This is a genomic window from Roseicyclus marinus (assembly GCF_030163795.1).
Taxonomy (GTDB): domain Bacteria; phylum Pseudomonadota; class Alphaproteobacteria; order Rhodobacterales; family Rhodobacteraceae; genus Roseicyclus; species Roseicyclus marinus.
Genome location: NZ_JASJOF010000001.1, coordinates 45,515 through 60,831, shown reverse-complemented (window position 1 = coordinate 60,831; position 15,317 = coordinate 45,515). Strand labels below are relative to the sequence as shown.

Genomic DNA, 15,317 nt, shown 5'->3' with positions numbered 1-15,317 from the left:
TGTATCTTGGGGGCTGCGGAGGTTACCACGGGGCTGAGAGATGAACCGGCCCAGCCCCGGATCGCGGGGTCGAGGGGCCATGAAGGAAAGGACCCCCTATGACCAATGTCGTCATCGCCTCGGCCGCGCGGACACCCGTGGGCAGTTTTCTAGGCTCCTTCGCCGGGACGCCCGCGCATGAGCTGGGCCGCGTGGTGATCGAGGCCGTGGTGGAGCGCGCGGGCATCGAGAAGGCCGATGTGTCGGAAACGATCCTGGGCCAGGTGCTGACAGCGGCGCAGGGACAGAACCCGGCGCGGCAGGCGCATGTGAACGCGGGCCTTCCCAAGGAAGCGGCCGCCTGGGGCATCAACCAGGTCTGCGGCTCCGGCCTGCGGGCGGTGGCGCTGGGCGCGCAGCACATCATGCTGGGCGATGCGGCGATCGTGATCGCGGGCGGGCAGGAGAACATGTCGATGTCGCCCCATGCCGCGGCGCTGCGGCAGGGCCAGAAGATGGGCGACATGTCCTACATCGACACGATGATCCGCGACGGGCTGTGGGATGCGTTCAACGGCTACCACATGGGCCAGACCGCGGAGAATGTCGCCCAGCAATGGCAGATCAGCCGCGAGATGCAGGACGAATTCGCCGTCGCCAGCCAGAACAAGGCGGAAGCCGCGCAAAAGGCGGGCCGGTTCGCGGAAGAGATCGTCGGCGTGACGATCAAGAGCCGCAAGGGCGATCTGGTGGTGGACAGCGACGAATACATCCGCCACGGCGCGACGCTCGACAGCATGGCCAAGCTGCGCCCCGCCTTCACCAAGGACGGATCGGTCACGGCGGGCAATGCCAGCGGGTTGAACGACGGCGCGGCGGCGACGCTTCTGATGTCGGCGGACGAGGCCGAGCGCCGCGGGATCGAACCGCTGGCGCGCATCGCCTCTTATGCGACGGCGGGGCTTGACCCGTCGATCATGGGCGTGGGCCCGATCTACGCAAGCCGCAAGGCGCTGGAAAAGGCCGGCTGGTCGGTCGGCGATCTGGACCTGGTGGAGGCGAACGAGGCTTTTGCGGCGCAGGCCTGCGCGGTGAACAAGGACATGGGCTGGGACCCGTCCATCGTGAACGTGAACGGGGGCGCCATCGCCATCGGCCATCCGATCGGCGCCTCGGGCTGCCGCGTTCTGAACACGCTTTTGTTCGAGATGAAGCGCCGGGACGCGAAAAAGGGCCTTGCCACGCTGTGCATCGGCGGCGGTATGGGCGTCGCGCTCTGCGTCGAACGCCCCTGAGAGACCGAGATAGGGCGCCTTCGGGCGCCCTTTTCCTTTGCGGCGCGTCACGATGGTATCGGTAACTTTGTTGCGCTTCGGGCGCGCTGCGCGTAACACCATTACCTGAGAGAGACGCCAGACTGGAGGAACCCATGGCAAGAGTAGCGCTCGTCACCGGCGGCAGCCGCGGCATCGGAGAGGCCATTTCCAAGGCCCTGAAGGCGGAGGGCTACGAGGTCGCTGCCACCTATGCCGGAAATGACGAGAAGGCCGCCGCCTTCACCAAGGAAACCGGCATCAAGACCTACAAGTGGAACGTCGCCGATTACGAGAGTTCCAAGGCCGGGATCGCGCAGGTCGAGGCCGATCTGGGCCCGATCGACGTGGTTGTCGCCAATGCGGGCATCACGCGCGACGCGATGTTCCACCGCATGACGCCCGAACAGTGGAAAGAGGTTGTCGACACCAACCTGACCGGCGTGTTCAACACCGTCCACCCGGTCTGGCCGGGGATGCGCGACCGCCAGTTCGGGCGGGTCATCGTGATTTCGTCGATCAACGGCCAGAAGGGTCAGGCGGGTCAGGTGAATTATGCCGCGACCAAGGCGGGCGATCTGGGCATCGTGAAATCGCTGGCGCAGGAAGGCGCGAAATTCGGCATCACCGCCAATGCGATCTGCCCCGGCTATATCGCCACGGAAATGGTGATGGCGATCGACGAATCCGTGCGCGAAAAGATCATCAAGGGCATTCCCGCCGGGCGGCTGGGCGAACCCGAGGAAATCGCGCGCTGCGTCGTCTTCCTTGCCTCCGAGCAATCGGGCTTCATCAACGGCTCGACCATCTCGGCCAACGGGGCACAGTTCTTCGTCTGAAGTTTCATGCCGGAATGCGAAAGGCCGGGGATCTACCCCGGCCTTTTTCATGCGTGCCGATCCGGCGTGGCGATTAGTGCGCCCGGCGCGCGAACAGGCCGAAGACGCCGCGCCAGAAGTAGGCAGCGCATTCCTGACGGGCCGCGACGATCTGGGCGCGGATTTCCGGCGTGTGAGCAAAATTTTCCATCGGTGACATCCTTTCGGTCAGGGTTCTGTTCCCCCTTGATCCGAAAATAGGTCAGCGATGGTGACCCGAGTAGGCGCAAAACCGACAAGGCCGGGTTTCGCCGGGTGCAAGGGTCAGGTGGGGATGGGCGCGCACCCGAGCCTTGGGCCCGGGCGCGGCAAACCCTGCCTGTCAGTTGTTGAGACGGGCGATTTCTTCCTTGAGGCGGAGCTTTTCCTTTTTCAGCTCGCGGACCGCCAGATCGTCGATGCCGGGACTGCGTTGCGCCTGTTCCACTTTTTCCGAGAGGCTTGCGTGTTTCTTCTTCAGTTCCTGCAGATGAGACCCAAGCGACATGGACGTCCTCCTCTCATTGATGACTGTCGTGTGACAAGTGCAGCACGGAAGCTGAGTCGTGTCACGCAAAACAACCAAAACGATAGCTCAAATGCAGGATATCGCCGGATCGAAGGGGATCGGAGCGGCGTGGCGCAGCACGGCCTCGGCCGTCGGGGTGAAATCCGGCTGGTCGCCGGGATGGACGGCGGATTCATGTACAAGAAAGGGCGGAAGCAGACGGAAGGGCGTTTTCGCTCCCTTGCGGGCCCGGATCAGCACGCGGTTGGCCGGACGCCCCGGACGGGGCTGGATCGGCAGGACGGCGATGGCCCCGAACCCGCCCGACAGGTGCGACAGGCAGTCCGGCAGGCGCTCGGCCAGATGGATCAGGGTCAGCCAACCCTGTGGTTTGAGCCGCGCGCGGGCCACCGCGATCCAGTCGGACAGGGGCGTTTCGGCGCGGTTCGCGGCCTCGCGCCCGGCATCTTGCGCAAAGGTTCCGTCACCCGCCGCGAAATAGGGGGGGTTGGCGATGACGTGATCGAAGGACCGTTGTCGAAGCTCGGCTGGCAAGGCGGCCAGATCGGCCGTAACCAGATCCATGCTGACACCCGCCGCAATCGCATTTTGGCGCGCGAGATCGGCATAGGCGATTTGCCGTTCCACCCCGGTGAGCCGCAGGCCGTCCACCCGTGCGGCAAGGCACAGGGCGGCGGTGCCGACCCCGCAGCCCAGTTCCAGCACGCTGTCGCCGGGCGCTGCGGGGCAAGCGGCGGCGAGAAACACCGGATCGGTCGCGGCGCGGTATCCGTCGCGCGGCTGGAGGATCTGCAGCCTGCCGCCGAGGAAAGCGTCGCGTGTCGTGATCACTCGGTCACCGGAAGATCATTGTCGCGCAGGACCGTGCGGGCGTGGAAGGCATCGGTGCGTTTCACCAGAAGGCGGCGCGGCAAAATGCCGATAGACCCCTCGAGCACGCTCATATGGACGTCGAGTTCGAAGACCTCTATACCCTCGCCGGACAAAAGCGCCGAGGCGAAGGCGATCTCGGTCGGGTCGGTGCTGCGCATGATTTCAAGCATGATCCCGATGTAGGCAGGCCTTGGCGGCTTGTCGAGACGGGAGGCTTGCACCGGATCACGGGAAGGAACAGGCGGCCATGAGCCTCGACACCGCAGCAACCCAGCCGCATGAGCGCATGCAGGCCGCGCTGGCCGATGATCTGGAGGCGGTCAACCTGTTGATCCGCGACCGCATGGCGTCGGAACATGCCCCCCGAATTCCCGAAGTGACCGCCCATCTGGTCGAGGCGGGTGGCAAGCGTGTGCGCCCGATGCTGACGTTGGCCGCGGCGCGGCTGTGCGGCTACGAGGGCGAGGCGCACCGGAAGCTGGCCGCGACGGTGGAGTTCATCCATACCGCGACGCTGTTGCATGACGATGTGGTGGACGAGAGCCAGAAGCGGCGCGGGCGGCCCACGGCCAACCTGCTGTGGGACAACAAGTCGAGCGTTCTGGTCGGCGACTACCTGTTCGCGCGGTCGTTCCAGTTGATGGTCGAGACCGGGAACCTGCGGGTCCTGAACATCTTGTCGAACGCGGCGGCGGTGATCGCCGAGGGCGAAGTGCTGCAGCTCACGGCGGCGATGAACCTGTCCACGACCGAGGACATCTACCTGCAGGTGATCCGCGGCAAGACCGCGGCCCTGTTCCGGGCGGCGTGCGAGGTGGGCGGCGTGATCGCCGGGCGACCCGAGCCGATGATCGAGGGGCTGGCCGCCTATGGCGACGGGCTGGGCATCGCGTTCCAGATGGCCGATGACCTGCTGGATTGGGGCGGCAGCACTGGGGCCATCGGCAAGAACACGGGCGACGATTTCCGCGAGCGCAAGTTGACGCTGCCGGTGATCCGGGCCGTGGCGCGGGCCGATGCGAGCGAGCGCGCGTTCTGGCAGCGGACGATCGAGAAGGGCGACCAGCGCGACGGCGATCTGGAACAGGCGATGGAGCTGTTGCGCCGCCACGGCACGCTGGAGGAAACGCGCGCGGAGGCGATGGGCTGGTCGGCACAGGCACGCGATGCGCTGGCGGTACTGCCCGAGCATCCGCTGCGCGAGATGATGGCCGATCTGGCCGATTACGTGGTCGCGCGCCTTAGCTGAGGCCCAGAACCGGGGCGGCCACGCACCACCACTCCGGCTGGTCGGCGGCGAGGGCGGCGGCGGCATCGCGCGCCGGAAATTCCTCGGAAAACAGGGCGAAACAGGTCGCGCCCGATCCCGACATCCGCGCCATCAGGCAGCCCGGCCGCGCGTTCAGCCGGTCGAGCGCCTGGCCGATTTCGGGGGCCTGGGTGCGGGCGGGCGGTTCAAGATCGTTGCGGGTCTGGCACAGCCAGTCGATGAGCGCGGGGGCATCAGGCCAGCCTGACGGCGGCAGATCGGGCAGCGGCGGATTATCGGCACGATCCAGCGCCTTGAACACTGCGCCGGTCGGCACTTCGACACCGGGATTGACCAGCACGATCCAAAGGGGCGGCAGATCGGGAAGGGGCGTGATGTCTTCGCCGATGCCCGCCATGCGGGCGGGGCGGCCAAAGACGCAGACGGGCACATCGGCCCCCAGCGACAGGATCGCCGCCGCATCGGGCATGGGCAGCCCCCAGAAGTCGGAGAGCCCCCGCAAGGCCGTGGCCGCATCGGACGAGCCGCCGCCGATCCCGCCCGCATGGGGCAGATGCTTGTCGAGCGTGATCGCGGCCCCCTGCCCCGGCGGAAAGGCCTCGGCCGCCTGCCAGATGAGGTTGCGCCGGTCGGTGGGCACGCCCGAGGCGCGCGGCCCGGTGACGGTCAGCGACAGGTCGGCCGACGGCGCGAGGGTGATCGTGTCGCCGTGATCGGCAAAGACCACGATGCTGTCGAGCAGGTGGTAGCCATCGGCGCGGCGCCCTGTCACATGCAGGGCGAGATTGACCTTGGCGGGAGCCAGAAGCCTCACTGCGTTTCGCCCACGCCGCCCTCTTCGCGCAGCACGGCATCGAGACCGACCTCGAGCTTGCGGCGGATGCGCAGCGCCTCGGCCTCCTCGGGGTCGAAACTGAGCGCGCGTTCCCATTGGAAGCGCGCCTCGCGCTGGCGGCCGACCATCCAGTAGACGTCGCCCAGATGGTCGTTGATGATCGGATCGTTGGGCAAAAGGGCGACGGCCCGTTCCATGGGTGCCACCGCTTCTTCGAACCGGCCGAGCCGGTAGAGGACCCAGCCGAGGCTGTCGACGATGTAGCCCGAATCCGGATCGCCTTCGACGGCGCGTTCGATCATCCCCAACGCCTCGTCGAGATTGCGGCGTTGTTCCACCAGCGAATAGCCGAGATTGTTGAGCACCTGCGGCTGGTCGGGGTTCAGGACCAGCGCCTGCCGGAAATCGATTTCGGAGGCGTCGAAATCATCCAGCGCCTCGTGGCAGATGCCGCGCGCGAAATAGAGGAACCAGTTGCGTCGCTGGGTGATGTCGACGTTGTCGAGGGCGGCAGTATAGGCGGTGACCGCCTCGGCGCAGCGGTCGGTGCGGCGCAGGGCGTCGCCGAGCGCGGCCTGAACCGAGGCGAGCCCGCCGTTTTCGGTGGAAAGCGCTTGCAGGACCTCGACCGCCTCATCGGGGCGTCCATCTGCGAAATAGGCATCGGCGCGGCCCAGCTGCGCCTCGACATATTGCGGGTCGCCCTCGGGAACCTCGGCGAAAGCGTCAGCGGCAAGCGCGTGTTGCTGCGCCTCGCTCAGAAGCTGGCCCGCGAGGATCAGCGCCTCGGTATGGGCGGGATCGATGCCATGAGCCGCGCGAGCATAGAGCAGCGGCAGGGTAGTGGAGCCTGCATCGCGCCCCATGGCATGGGCGATGGAATGAAACACCTCGGCCAGACCCTGACGCGCGGTGGTTATAAAGCTGTAGGGCGGTGTGCCGTCTTGTCCCGCGATCTGGTCGCGCAAGGCGAGAAGGCCGGGATCGGGCACGCTGTTCGTAAAGAAATCGAGCAATTCCACCGCGTCATCGGCGCGGTCGAGTTGCACCAGCACCTCGGCCCGGGCCCGGATCGAGCGCTCGGTGACCGAAAGCGGCCCGAATTCATCGCCGGAAAAGATCGCGTCGGCCCCTTCGAAATCGCCCACGGCGGCGCGGGCCAGTGCCAGATGGGTCAGGGCGATATCGGCCAGCGCCTCGTCGGTGGCGACCTCGCGAAAGGCGTCGGTGGCGCGGCGCATGTCGCCTTCGCCCAGCGCGATCCAGCCCAGCGACAGGCCATCGGTGAAGGGTCCGGCCCCCTGCCCCGACTCGATCGCCGCGCGCGCGCCCGCGAGATCGTTTTCGGCCAAGCGGCGCACGATCCGCACAAGGTTGACCATTTCCGACCCTTCGTCGGAAGGCTCGAGCATGTCGGCGATGGTTTCGGCCCGCCCCCATTGCCCCAGCGCGGCATTGGCGAAGATGGCATTGCCGATCAGGAAGGAATTGCCGGGATCGGCGGCCAGTGCGGTTTCGAAATAGACCGCGGCGGCGCGGTGGTTGCCCTCGATCACCGCGGCGCGCGCGGCGAGATACGCCCCGGCCAGCCCCGGCCCTTGGTCCTGCGCCCGCACCATGGCAGGCGGCAGGGCACCGAGGACCGCCACGGCGGACAGGATCAGCAGGGGGCGGCGCATGACAGGTCTCCTCCGGTTCGCGGAAAGACTAGGGCGCTCGGGGGCCAAGGGCAATGCGGCGCACCACCCAAGGCAAGGGTTGGCGTTCACATGTTCGGGTAGTTCGGCCCGTCGCCGCCTTGCGGCACGGTCCAGTGGATGTTCTGCGACGGATCCTTGATGTCACAGGTCTTGCAGTGAACGCAGTTCTGGAAATTGATCACGAAGCGCGCCTCGCCCCCCTGGCCCACGACCTCGTAGACACCGGCCGGGCAATAGCGCTGCGCGGGTTCGGCATATTCGGGCAGGTTCACGGAAATCGGGATGCTCGCATCCTTGAGCTGCAGATGCGCAGGCTGGTGTTCCTCGTGGTTGGTCATCGAGAAACTGACATTGGTGAGCCGGTCGAAGCTGAGGACGCCATCGGGTTTGGGGTAGTCGATGGGCGTGTGATCCTTGGCCTTGCCGGTGGCGGCCGCGTCGGATTTGCCGTGTTTCATCGTGCCGAAGAAGGACGCGCCGAACAGGCTGTTCGTCCACATGTCGACGCCGCCCAGAACGACGCCGCCCAGAAGCCCGTATTTCGACCAGAGCGGTTTGACATTGCGCACCGGCTTGAGGTCGCGGGCGATGGGGCCGTCCTTGCGCAGGAAATCGTCATAGGCCGTCAACTCGTCGCTGGCGCGGCCCGCCTTGATCGCGGCGGCGGCGGCCTCGGCCGCCTCGATCCCCGAGAGCATGGCGTTGTGGTTGCCCTTGATGCGCGGCACGTTCACGAGGCCAACGCCGCAGCCAAGGATCGCGACACCCGGCGCGACCGCCTTGGGCATGGATTGCCAGCCGCCCTCGGAAATGGCGCGCGCGCCATAGGCGATGCGTTTGCCGCCTTTGAGCAGTTCGGCCACCATCGGGTGATGCTTGAACCGCTGGAATTCCATGTAGGGGTAAAGGTGCGGGTTCTCGTAGTTCAGATGGACCACGAAGCCGACATAAACCTGATTGTTATCGAGGTGATAGATGAAGGACCCGCCACCCGCATTGCTGCCCAAGGGCCAACCCATCGTGTGCATCACCGTGCCTTCGCGGTGCTTTTCGGGGTCGATTTCCCAGATTTCCTTCATGCCGAGGCCGAATTTCTGGGGGCAGCGGTCTTTCTGGAGGTCGTATTTCGCTAAGACCTCCTTGGTGAGCGAACCGCGCACGCCTTCGCCAAGCAAGACGTATTTGCCGCGCAGTTCCATCCCCGGTTCATAGGCGTCGCCCGGCGTGCCATCGGGGTTCTTGCCAAACTCGCCGGCGACCACCCCCGCAACCTCGCCGTTCTCGCCGTAGACGAGTTGCGAGCAGGACATGCCGGGGAAGATCTCGACCCCCAGATCCTCGGCCTGCTGGGCGAGCCAGCGGCAGACATTGCCCATCGAGACGATGTAATTGCCGTGGTTGTTCATCAGCCCTGGCATCAGCCGGTTGGGCAGGCGGATGCCGCCGCCCTCGCCCAGAACGTAGAATTTATCTTCGCGCACGGGGACGGTGATCGGCGCGCCCTTGGCCTTCCAGTCGGGGATCAGCCGGTTCAGGCCCGCGGGATCGAGCACCGCCCCCGACAGGATATGCGCCCCCACCTCGGAGCCCTTTTCGAGGACGACGACATTGAGGTCGGCGTCGATCTGCTTGAGCCTGATGGCGGCTGACAGGCCTGCGGGGCCTGCGCCCACGATGACCACATCGTATTCCATGCTTTCGCGTGCGATCTCGGACATGTCGTTACCCCTGGCTCCCGTCAGGGCCGCGCGTGGCGGCGGCTTGCGCAATAATCTTTCGTGTTTGCCTATGGAAAGCTAGGCTGCGGGTCAATCGTGACGCGGCATCACGGTGTCGCAGGAGGGTGGTTGACATCAACTGAAAGCCTGTATATACAATTGCAATACAAAGTGGCGATAGAACCACCGTTCGACGAGGCACAACGTGAGGGTGTGAAAATGAAACCCTATCGAACGGGACAGTGTAAATGTTGTTTGAATGGTCGGAAACGAAGCGGACGGACAACCTCACCAAACATGGCGTCGATCTCGTTTTCGCCGCATTGATCTTCGAAGGTCCGGTCCTAACGCAGATCGACGACAGGAATGACTATGGTGAAATCCGCTTCATCTCTGTCGGACTTATAGATGACGTGGCCTACGTCGTCGTGCACACGACCCGAGGCGACCGCACACGCCTGATTTCAGCATGGCTGGGAGGCCAGAAAGCATATGGGCGATACAAAGCACGCTTCCCTGGATGAAATCCGCCGCATGCACGCGCAGGGCAAAATCAAGCCGCCCGCGCCCGATGCGCCGGAATATGACCTTCCCGACGAGTTCTGGGAAAGGGCCGAAGTCGTCTATCCCGAACGCAAGACCCCCGTGTCGCTGCGTCTCGATCCCGACGTGCTCGAATGGTTCAAGGCGCAGGGTCCGGGCCACCTAACACGGATGCAGGCCGTTCTGCGCGCCTATGTCGAGGCGAAACGGAAACAAGAAGATACCAGACAGGGCTAGATGCTCGGCCCTGTCCGGCCTAGGTCATATCGAAATCCCGATGGAGAGCGCCATGACCCCGCTTCGCCTTGTCTATCTCATCCTCGTCGTCGTGGGCGCGATCCTGCCCTGGACGTATTTCTACGCGTGGTTTGCCGAGAATGGCTGGGCACTCGGGCCGATGATCGACGCATGGTGGGTGAATGACGCCACCAGCGCGCTGGTCTATGACCTGACGATCGCGGCCGTGGCGCTTACGATCTGGGCGCTGGTCGAGGCGGTGCGGGGCGACCGGTGGTTCCTGTTGGTGATCCCCGCGACCTTCGGCATCGGGGTGAGTTGCGGCTTGCCGCTGGCGCTGTTTTTGAAGGCGCGGCGCGAGGGATAGGGTGGGCAATCTGCCCACCCTGTAAATTTCCGACCCTACATGGGTGGGCAGATTGCCCACCCTACGGATCAGACCGCCCTGTCACGGGATCAAGACCGTCTGGCCGGTCGTCTTGCGCCCTTCGAGCGCGCGGTGCGCCTCGGCCACCTCGGCCAGCGGATAGCGCTGATCGATGGTGATCTTGACCTCACCCGAGGCGACCTTGTCGCAAAGCTGCCGCGCCATCGCCTGACAGGTGTCGTGGTCGGCGATATGGGTGAAGAGGGTCGGGCGCGTGATCTTGAGCGAGCCCTTGGCCCCGAGCGTGGCAAGGTTGAAGGGCGGGACGGGACCAGAGGCATTGCCGAAGGAAATCATCATTCCCAAGGGCTTGAGACAATCGAGCGAGCCCTCGAACGTATCCTTGCCCACGGCATCCATCACGACATCCACACCCTTGCCACCGGTCAGGTCGCGCACCTGCGCCACCCAATCGGCATCGCGGTAGTTGATGCAGGCATCCGCCCCGTGATCGAGCGCCAGCTGGCATTTCTCGGGCGAGCCCGCCGTGCCGATCAGCCGGATACCCATGGATTTCGCCCATTGGCAGGCGATCAGCCCCACACCCCCCGCCGCCGCGTGGAACAGGACGGTATCGCCCTTGGCCAAGGGCGTGGTGCGGTGGAACAGGTAGACCACCGTCATGCCCTTGAGCATCATCGCCGCCCCTTCCTCGAAGGAAATGGCGTCGGGCAGCGGGCAGACCTGCGCGGCCTTCATCACGCGCGCCTCGCAATAGGCGCCGGGCGGGGCCGAGGCATAGGCGGCCCGATCCCCCACCTTCAGATGCGTCACGCCCTCGCCCACGGCTTCGACGACGCCCGCGCCCTCCATGCCCATGGCATGGGGGAATTGCAGCGGGTAAAGCCCCGTGCGCTGGTAGACATCGATGAAATTCAGCCCGCAGGCATGGTGGCGGATGCGGATCTCGCCCGGTCCGGGTTCGCCCACCTCGCGGTCCACGATCTTGTAGGCTTCCGGTCCGCCCGGAGCCTCGATGATGACGGTCTTGGCCATGTGCCATCTCCCCTGTTTCCCGCGGCGGAGCCTAGCGGGCCTGCGCGCGGCGTCCAGCCTCTTTGATCGCGGCCCGGCCCGTGCTACCTGCGGCGCGGGACAGACCGGGGAACGCGCGGCGATGGATCATTTTCTTTATCGGAACGGCATTCTTCATGCCGAGGACGTGCCCTTGCCGCAGATCGCGGCCGAGGTCGGCACGCCCTTTTACGTTTATTCCTGCGCGACCCTGACCCGCCATTTCCGCCTGTTCGAAGAGGCGCTGGCGGGGATGGATCACCTTGTCTGCTTTGCCATGAAGTCGAATTCCAACCAGGCGGTGATCGCGCATCTGGCGGGGTTGGGCGCAGGCATGGACGTGGTGTCGGGCGGCGAATACCTGCGCGCAAAGGCGGCGGGCGTTCCGGGCGAGCGGATCGTCTTTTCCGGCGTCGGCAAGACGCGCGAAGAAATGCACATGGCGCTGACGGGCGGCATCCGGCAGTTCAACGTCGAAAGCGAGCCTGAATTGCTGGCGCTGTCCGAGGTTGCCAGCGGGCTTGGCGTCACGGCCCCGATCACGGTGCGGGTGAACCCCGACGTGGACGCCAAGACGCATGAAAAGATCGCGACCGGCAAATCGGAAAACAAGTTCGGCATCCCGATCGCCAAGGCGCCCGCCGTCTATGCGATGGCGGGAAAACTGCCGGGGATCGAAGTGGTCGGCATCGACGTGCATATCGGCAGTCAGCTGACCGATCTGGACCCGTTCCGGCTTGCCTATGAAAAGGTGCGCGATCTGACCCTGCGCCTGCGCGCGGAGGGGCATGACATCCGCCGGCTGGATCTGGGGGGCGGGCTTGGCATTCCCTACGAGCGCAACAACAGCGCGCCGCCCCTGCCCACCGATTACGGCGCGCTGATCCGCGAGGTTTTCGCCGGTCTCGACGTGGAGGTGGAGATCGAGCCGGGCCGCCTGATCTCGGGCAATGCGGGGCTTTTGGTGGCGTCGGTCATTTATGTGAAAGAGGGCGAGGGGCGCGATTTCCTGATCCTTGATGCAGCGATGAACGATCTGGTGCGGCCCGCGATGTATGGCGCATGGCACGATATCGTGCCGGTGGTCGAACCTGCGCCGGGGCTGGAACAGCGGCCCTATGACGTGGTCGGCCCCGTCTGCGAGACAGGCGACACCTTTGCCAAGCAGCGGCAGATGCCGCCCGTTGCGCCGGGCGATCTGGTCGCGTTCCGCAGCGCGGGGGCCTATGGCGCGGTCATGGCCAGCGAATACAACACGCGGCCCCTGATCCCCGAGGTTTTGGTGAAAGACGATCACATGGCCGTCATTCGCGCGCGCCCGACATTTGACGAGATCATAAACCGGGATACAGTTCCCTCGTGGGTGTAAGCCCAAAGGGGCGCATCCCGCGCCCGCGAAAGGGATCATGACCGAGCCCCAAGCCACCGAGCGGGTGCTGAAGCGCCTGATCTGGCCGCTGCGTCTGACGCGGGCGGGGATGGTGGCCGAGCGCGCCGCGCGCGCATTCTGGCCGGTCTGGTCGGTGATGTTCGTCACGGTCACGGCCTTTGCCTTTGGCATCGCGGGGCAGGTCGGCCAGACCGTGCTTTGGGCGGGTCTGGGTCTTGTCGGTATCCTCCTTGCAGTCCTGATTGCCCGCGCCGTGATGCGCTTCCGCATGCCCAGCCATGCCGAGGCGATGGACCGGCTGGACCGTACGCTGCCGGGGCGCCCGCTCTCGGCGCTTTTGGATCATCCCGCCATCGGGGCAAGCGATCCGGCGACGCAATCGGTCTGGGCCGCGCATCTGCGCCGCATGGCCGAGCGCGCCGCAACCGCCCGCGCGCCCGAACCCGATCTGCGACTGTCGCGGCAGGATCCGTTCGCGTTGCGCTATGTCGCGGCGACCGCGCTGGCCATGGCGCTTTTGTTCGGCACCATGGGCCGGGTGGGCGAGATGGGCGAGGCCGTCAGTTTCGGTACGGGGCCGGCCATCGCCTCGGGGCCGAGTTGGGAAGGCTGGGTGGAACCGCCGCTATATACCGGGCTGCCGTCGCTTTACCTGAACGAGATCTTTGCCGAGGGGTTCGAGACGCCCGAAGGGTCGCGGATCACCTTTCGCAGCTATGGCGAACCGGGTGCCGTGTCGATCACCACCGATGTCGGCCCCCTGCCCGCCGAGGATGGCGATGCCTATGCGCAATCCGTGACGGTCGAACGCTCGGGCGATTTCACCGTGAACGGGCCGATGGGGCGGTCTTGGGCGATTTCGGTCCTGCCCGATCAGGGACCGGCCGTGGCGCTTGACGGCGAGGTCGAGGGCGAGCCGCCGGGGCAGATGCAATTCAGCTTTACCGCAACGGATGATTATGGCGTCACCTCGGGCACGGCGACGATCCGGCTGGATGCCGATGCCGCCGACCGGCGGTTTGGCCTGTCCGTCGCGCCCGAACCGCGCGAGGCGCTGGTGCTGGACCTGCCGATGCCGTTCCGCGGCAGCCGCACGGAATTCACCGAGGTCGTGCTGGAGGATCTGTCGCAGCATCCCTTCGCCAACCTGCCCGTCACGATGACCCTGACCGTCACTGATGCCGCGGGCCAGATCGGTACCATCGCCCATGACGTGCCGCGCCTGCCCGGTCGGCGGTTTTTCGATCCGCTCGCCAATGCCGTGATCGAGATGCGGCGCGACCTGCTGTGGTCGCGCGAAAACGCCGCCCGCAGCGCGCAGATCCTGCGCGCCCTGACGCAATCGCCGGAACCCGGGCTGGATCAGGGCGTCTACCTGCAATTGCGCAGTGCGATCCGGCGGCTGGAAGCCGCGCCCGACATGATTTCGGTCGAAACGCGGGACCAGGTGGCCGAGATCTTGTGGAATGCGGCGATGGAACTGGAGGTCGGCGATCTGGACGACGCGCTCGAACGCCTGAGACAGGCGCAGGAGCGCCTGTCCGAGGCGATGCGCCAAGGTGCCAGCGACGAGGAAATCGCCCAGCTGATGGACGAATTGCGTGAGGCGATGGACGAGTACATGCAACAGCTCGCCGAGAACGCCCAACCGGGCGAGGATCGGCCCGACGATGGCGGCGAGCGCATGGAAATGTCGATGTCCGACCTCGAGGAGATGATGCGCCGCATCGAGGAATTGATGCAGGAAGGCCGGATGGCCGAGGCGCAGGAGATGCTGAACGCGCTTCAGCAGATGCTGGAAAACATGGAGATGGTGCAGGGCGGCGAAGGCGGCGACGGCCCCCGCACCCCCGGCGAACAGGCCATGGAAGGGCTGCAGGACACACTGCGCGACCAGCAGCAGCTGTCGGACGACGCCTTCCGCGAATTGCAGGACCGCCTGAACCCGGGCCGCCCGCAACCGGGACAGCCGCAGTCGGGACAGCCGCAGGCCGGCCAACCGGGCGGGCAACCGCAGGGCGAGGGCCAGCCGGGTCAGGACATGCCCGAGGGGCAGGCGCAAGATGGCCAGCAGCCCGGTGGGCCGCAGGAACCCGGCGCGGGACAGGGCGGCGAGAACGGCGAAGGCATGACGCTGGCCGAACGGCAAGAGGCGCTGCGCCGGATGCTGGAACAGCAGCAGGGCGGCCTGCCCGGTGCAGGCACCGAAGCGGGCGACGAGGCGCTGCGCCGTCTGGATGACGCCGCCCGCGCGATGGAGGAGGCCGAGGGGCTTCTGGAACAGGACGATCTGGCCGGCGCGCTGGACGCGCAATCGGAAGCTCTGGAGGCGCTGCGCGAAGGGATGACGGAACTGGGCCGCGCGCTGGCGCAGGACCAGACCGGCGAAGACCCCGGGCAAGGCATGGCCGATGGCAACATGGCACCTGACCGCCCGCTGCAGGACCCGCTGGGCCGTCAGGCGGGCAATTCGGGGGCTTTCGGCTCGGACGAGGCGATGGCCGATCGGGAGGAGGCGTTCCGCCGGTCGCGCGAATTGCTGGACGAATTGCGCCGCCGGTCCGCCGAACAGGAACGCCCCGAACTGGAACGCGACTACCTGCGCCGCCTGCTCGACCAGTTCTGAGGCGGA

15 protein-coding genes are annotated in these 15,317 nt (G+C 66.0%); 8 read left to right on the top strand and 7 right to left on the bottom strand.

Annotation, left to right across the window (positions count from 1 at the left end; translation table 11 throughout):
* The first annotated feature begins 98 nt into the window (after positions 1-98).
* Both QQK63_RS00350 and phbB read left to right on the top strand, forming a co-directional pair.
* Complete coding sequence (locus tag QQK63_RS00350) at positions 99-1,274, top strand: acetyl-CoA C-acetyltransferase (RefSeq protein WP_277828009.1); 1,176 nt, start codon at positions 99-101, stop codon at positions 1,272-1,274.
* Positions 1,275-1,408: 134 nt separating this feature from the next.
* Positions 1,409-2,131 carry an acetoacetyl-CoA reductase gene (phbB, locus tag QQK63_RS00345; protein ID WP_277828011.1) on the top strand — a complete coding sequence of 241 codons (723 nt, stop codon included), beginning with the start codon at positions 1,409-1,411 and terminating at the stop codon, positions 2,129-2,131.
* A 361-nt stretch (positions 2,132-2,492) separates the two neighbouring features.
* Here phbB and QQK63_RS00340 read toward each other — a convergent pair whose 3' ends face one another.
* The 3 genes from QQK63_RS00340 to QQK63_RS00330 form a co-directional block, all read right to left on the bottom strand.
* On the bottom strand, positions 2,493-2,657 hold the full coding sequence (locus QQK63_RS00340) for a YdcH family protein (protein ID WP_277828013.1): 165 nt from the start codon (positions 2,655-2,657) through the stop codon (positions 2,493-2,495).
* Between the two features lie 87 nt (positions 2,658-2,744).
* The gene (locus QQK63_RS00335) at positions 2,745-3,509 is read right to left on the bottom strand and encodes a tRNA1(Val) (adenine(37)-N6)-methyltransferase (RefSeq protein ID WP_277828015.1); all 765 of its coding nucleotides are present in this window, start codon (positions 3,507-3,509) and stop codon (positions 2,745-2,747) included.
* On the bottom strand, positions 3,506-3,721 hold the full coding sequence (locus tag QQK63_RS00330) for a putative signal transducing protein (protein WP_277828018.1): 216 nt from the start codon (positions 3,719-3,721) through the stop codon (positions 3,506-3,508). The genes QQK63_RS00335 and QQK63_RS00330 overlap by 4 nt, the downstream gene beginning before the upstream one ends.
* Before the next feature lie 77 nt (positions 3,722-3,798).
* On the opposite strand from QQK63_RS00330, the gene QQK63_RS00325 reads away from it, so the two are divergent.
* Complete coding sequence (locus QQK63_RS00325; protein WP_277828020.1) at positions 3,799-4,800, top strand: polyprenyl synthetase family protein; 1,002 nt, start codon at positions 3,799-3,801, stop codon at positions 4,798-4,800.
* Here the strand turns inward: QQK63_RS00325 and QQK63_RS00320 are convergent.
* The 3 genes from QQK63_RS00320 to QQK63_RS00310 all read right to left on the bottom strand — a co-directional run bounded on the left by QQK63_RS00320 (position 4,793) and on the right by QQK63_RS00310 (position 9,074).
* Positions 4,793-5,635, bottom strand: a complete 843-nt coding sequence (locus QQK63_RS00320; protein ID WP_277828022.1) for a 4-(cytidine 5'-diphospho)-2-C-methyl-D-erythritol kinase — start codon at positions 5,633-5,635, stop codon at positions 4,793-4,795. The genes QQK63_RS00325 and QQK63_RS00320 overlap by 8 nt on opposite strands.
* Entirely contained in the window at positions 5,632-7,335 is a 1,704-nt protein-coding gene (locus QQK63_RS00315; protein WP_277828024.1) for a tetratricopeptide repeat protein, read from the bottom strand. The genes QQK63_RS00320 and QQK63_RS00315 overlap by 4 nt, the downstream gene beginning before the upstream one ends.
* A gap of 86 nt (positions 7,336-7,421) precedes the next feature.
* Positions 7,422-9,074: an electron transfer flavoprotein-ubiquinone oxidoreductase gene (locus tag QQK63_RS00310; RefSeq protein WP_277828026.1), complete on the bottom strand. Its 1,653-nt coding sequence runs from the start codon at positions 9,072-9,074 to the stop codon at positions 7,422-7,424.
* A 248-nt stretch (positions 9,075-9,322) separates the two neighbouring features.
* On the opposite strand from QQK63_RS00310, the gene QQK63_RS00305 reads away from it, so the two are divergent.
* From QQK63_RS00305 to QQK63_RS00295, 3 genes are read left to right on the top strand one after another with little or no spacing between them, the layout of a single operon-like run.
* Entirely contained in the window at positions 9,323-9,598 is a 276-nt protein-coding gene (locus QQK63_RS00305) for a BrnT family toxin (protein ID WP_277828028.1), read from the top strand.
* Between the two features lie 10 nt (positions 9,599-9,608).
* A complete protein-coding gene (locus QQK63_RS00300; protein ID WP_277828030.1) occupies positions 9,609-9,854 on the top strand; it encodes a BrnA antitoxin family protein in 246 nt (81 codons plus the stop codon).
* A gap of 52 nt (positions 9,855-9,906) precedes the next feature.
* Positions 9,907-10,221, top strand: a complete 315-nt coding sequence (locus QQK63_RS00295; protein ID WP_277828032.1) for a DUF2834 domain-containing protein — start codon at positions 9,907-9,909, stop codon at positions 10,219-10,221.
* Positions 10,222-10,302: 81 nt separating this feature from the next.
* On the opposite strand, the gene QQK63_RS00290 is transcribed toward QQK63_RS00295, so the two are convergent.
* On the bottom strand, positions 10,303-11,277 hold the full coding sequence (locus QQK63_RS00290; protein ID WP_277828034.1) for a quinone oxidoreductase family protein: 975 nt from the start codon (positions 11,275-11,277) through the stop codon (positions 10,303-10,305).
* Between the two features lie 121 nt (positions 11,278-11,398).
* Here QQK63_RS00290 and lysA point away from each other — a divergent pair, with 121 nt between their 5' ends.
* Both lysA and QQK63_RS00280 read left to right on the top strand, forming a co-directional pair.
* Positions 11,399-12,664 carry a diaminopimelate decarboxylase gene (gene lysA, locus QQK63_RS00285; protein ID WP_277828036.1) on the top strand — a complete coding sequence of 422 codons (1,266 nt, stop codon included), beginning with the start codon at positions 11,399-11,401 and terminating at the stop codon, positions 12,662-12,664.
* 37 nt (positions 12,665-12,701) lie between these two features.
* Positions 12,702-15,311 carry a DUF4175 domain-containing protein gene (locus QQK63_RS00280; protein WP_277828038.1) on the top strand — a complete coding sequence of 870 codons (2,610 nt, stop codon included), beginning with the start codon at positions 12,702-12,704 and terminating at the stop codon, positions 15,309-15,311.
* Positions 15,312-15,317: the final 6 nt, after the last annotated feature.

Excerpts from the sequence above, each read along its gene's own strand:
- QQK63_RS00325 (WP_277828020.1), top strand. The coding sequence starts at position 3,799 with ATGAGCCTCGACACCGCAGCAACCCAGCCGCATGAGCGCATGCAGGCC.
- lysA (WP_277828036.1), top strand. The coding sequence starts at position 11,399 with ATGGATCATTTTCTTTATCGGAACGGCATTCTTCATGCCGAGGACGTG.
- QQK63_RS00305 (WP_277828028.1), top strand. The coding sequence starts at position 9,323 with ATGTTGTTTGAATGGTCGGAAACGAAGCGGACGGACAACCTCACCAAA.
- phbB (WP_277828011.1), top strand. The coding sequence starts at position 1,409 with ATGGCAAGAGTAGCGCTCGTCACCGGCGGCAGCCGCGGCATCGGAGAG.
- QQK63_RS00300 (WP_277828030.1), top strand. The coding sequence starts at position 9,609 with ATGCACGCGCAGGGCAAAATCAAGCCGCCCGCGCCCGATGCGCCGGAA.
- QQK63_RS00340 (WP_277828013.1), bottom strand. The coding sequence starts at position 2,657 with ATGTCGCTTGGGTCTCATCTGCAGGAACTGAAGAAGAAACACGCAAGC.
- QQK63_RS00350 (WP_277828009.1), top strand. The coding sequence starts at position 99 with ATGACCAATGTCGTCATCGCCTCGGCCGCGCGGACACCCGTGGGCAGT.
- QQK63_RS00315 (WP_277828024.1), bottom strand. The coding sequence starts at position 7,335 with ATGCGCCGCCCCCTGCTGATCCTGTCCGCCGTGGCGGTCCTCGGTGCC.
- QQK63_RS00290 (WP_277828034.1), bottom strand. The coding sequence starts at position 11,277 with ATGGCCAAGACCGTCATCATCGAGGCTCCGGGCGGACCGGAAGCCTAC.
- QQK63_RS00295 (WP_277828032.1), top strand. The coding sequence starts at position 9,907 with ATGACCCCGCTTCGCCTTGTCTATCTCATCCTCGTCGTCGTGGGCGCG.
- QQK63_RS00310 (WP_277828026.1), bottom strand. The coding sequence starts at position 9,074 with ATGTCCGAGATCGCACGCGAAAGCATGGAATACGATGTGGTCATCGTG.
- QQK63_RS00280 (WP_277828038.1), top strand. The coding sequence starts at position 12,702 with ATGACCGAGCCCCAAGCCACCGAGCGGGTGCTGAAGCGCCTGATCTGG.
- QQK63_RS00330 (WP_277828018.1), bottom strand. The coding sequence starts at position 3,721 with ATGCTTGAAATCATGCGCAGCACCGACCCGACCGAGATCGCCTTCGCC.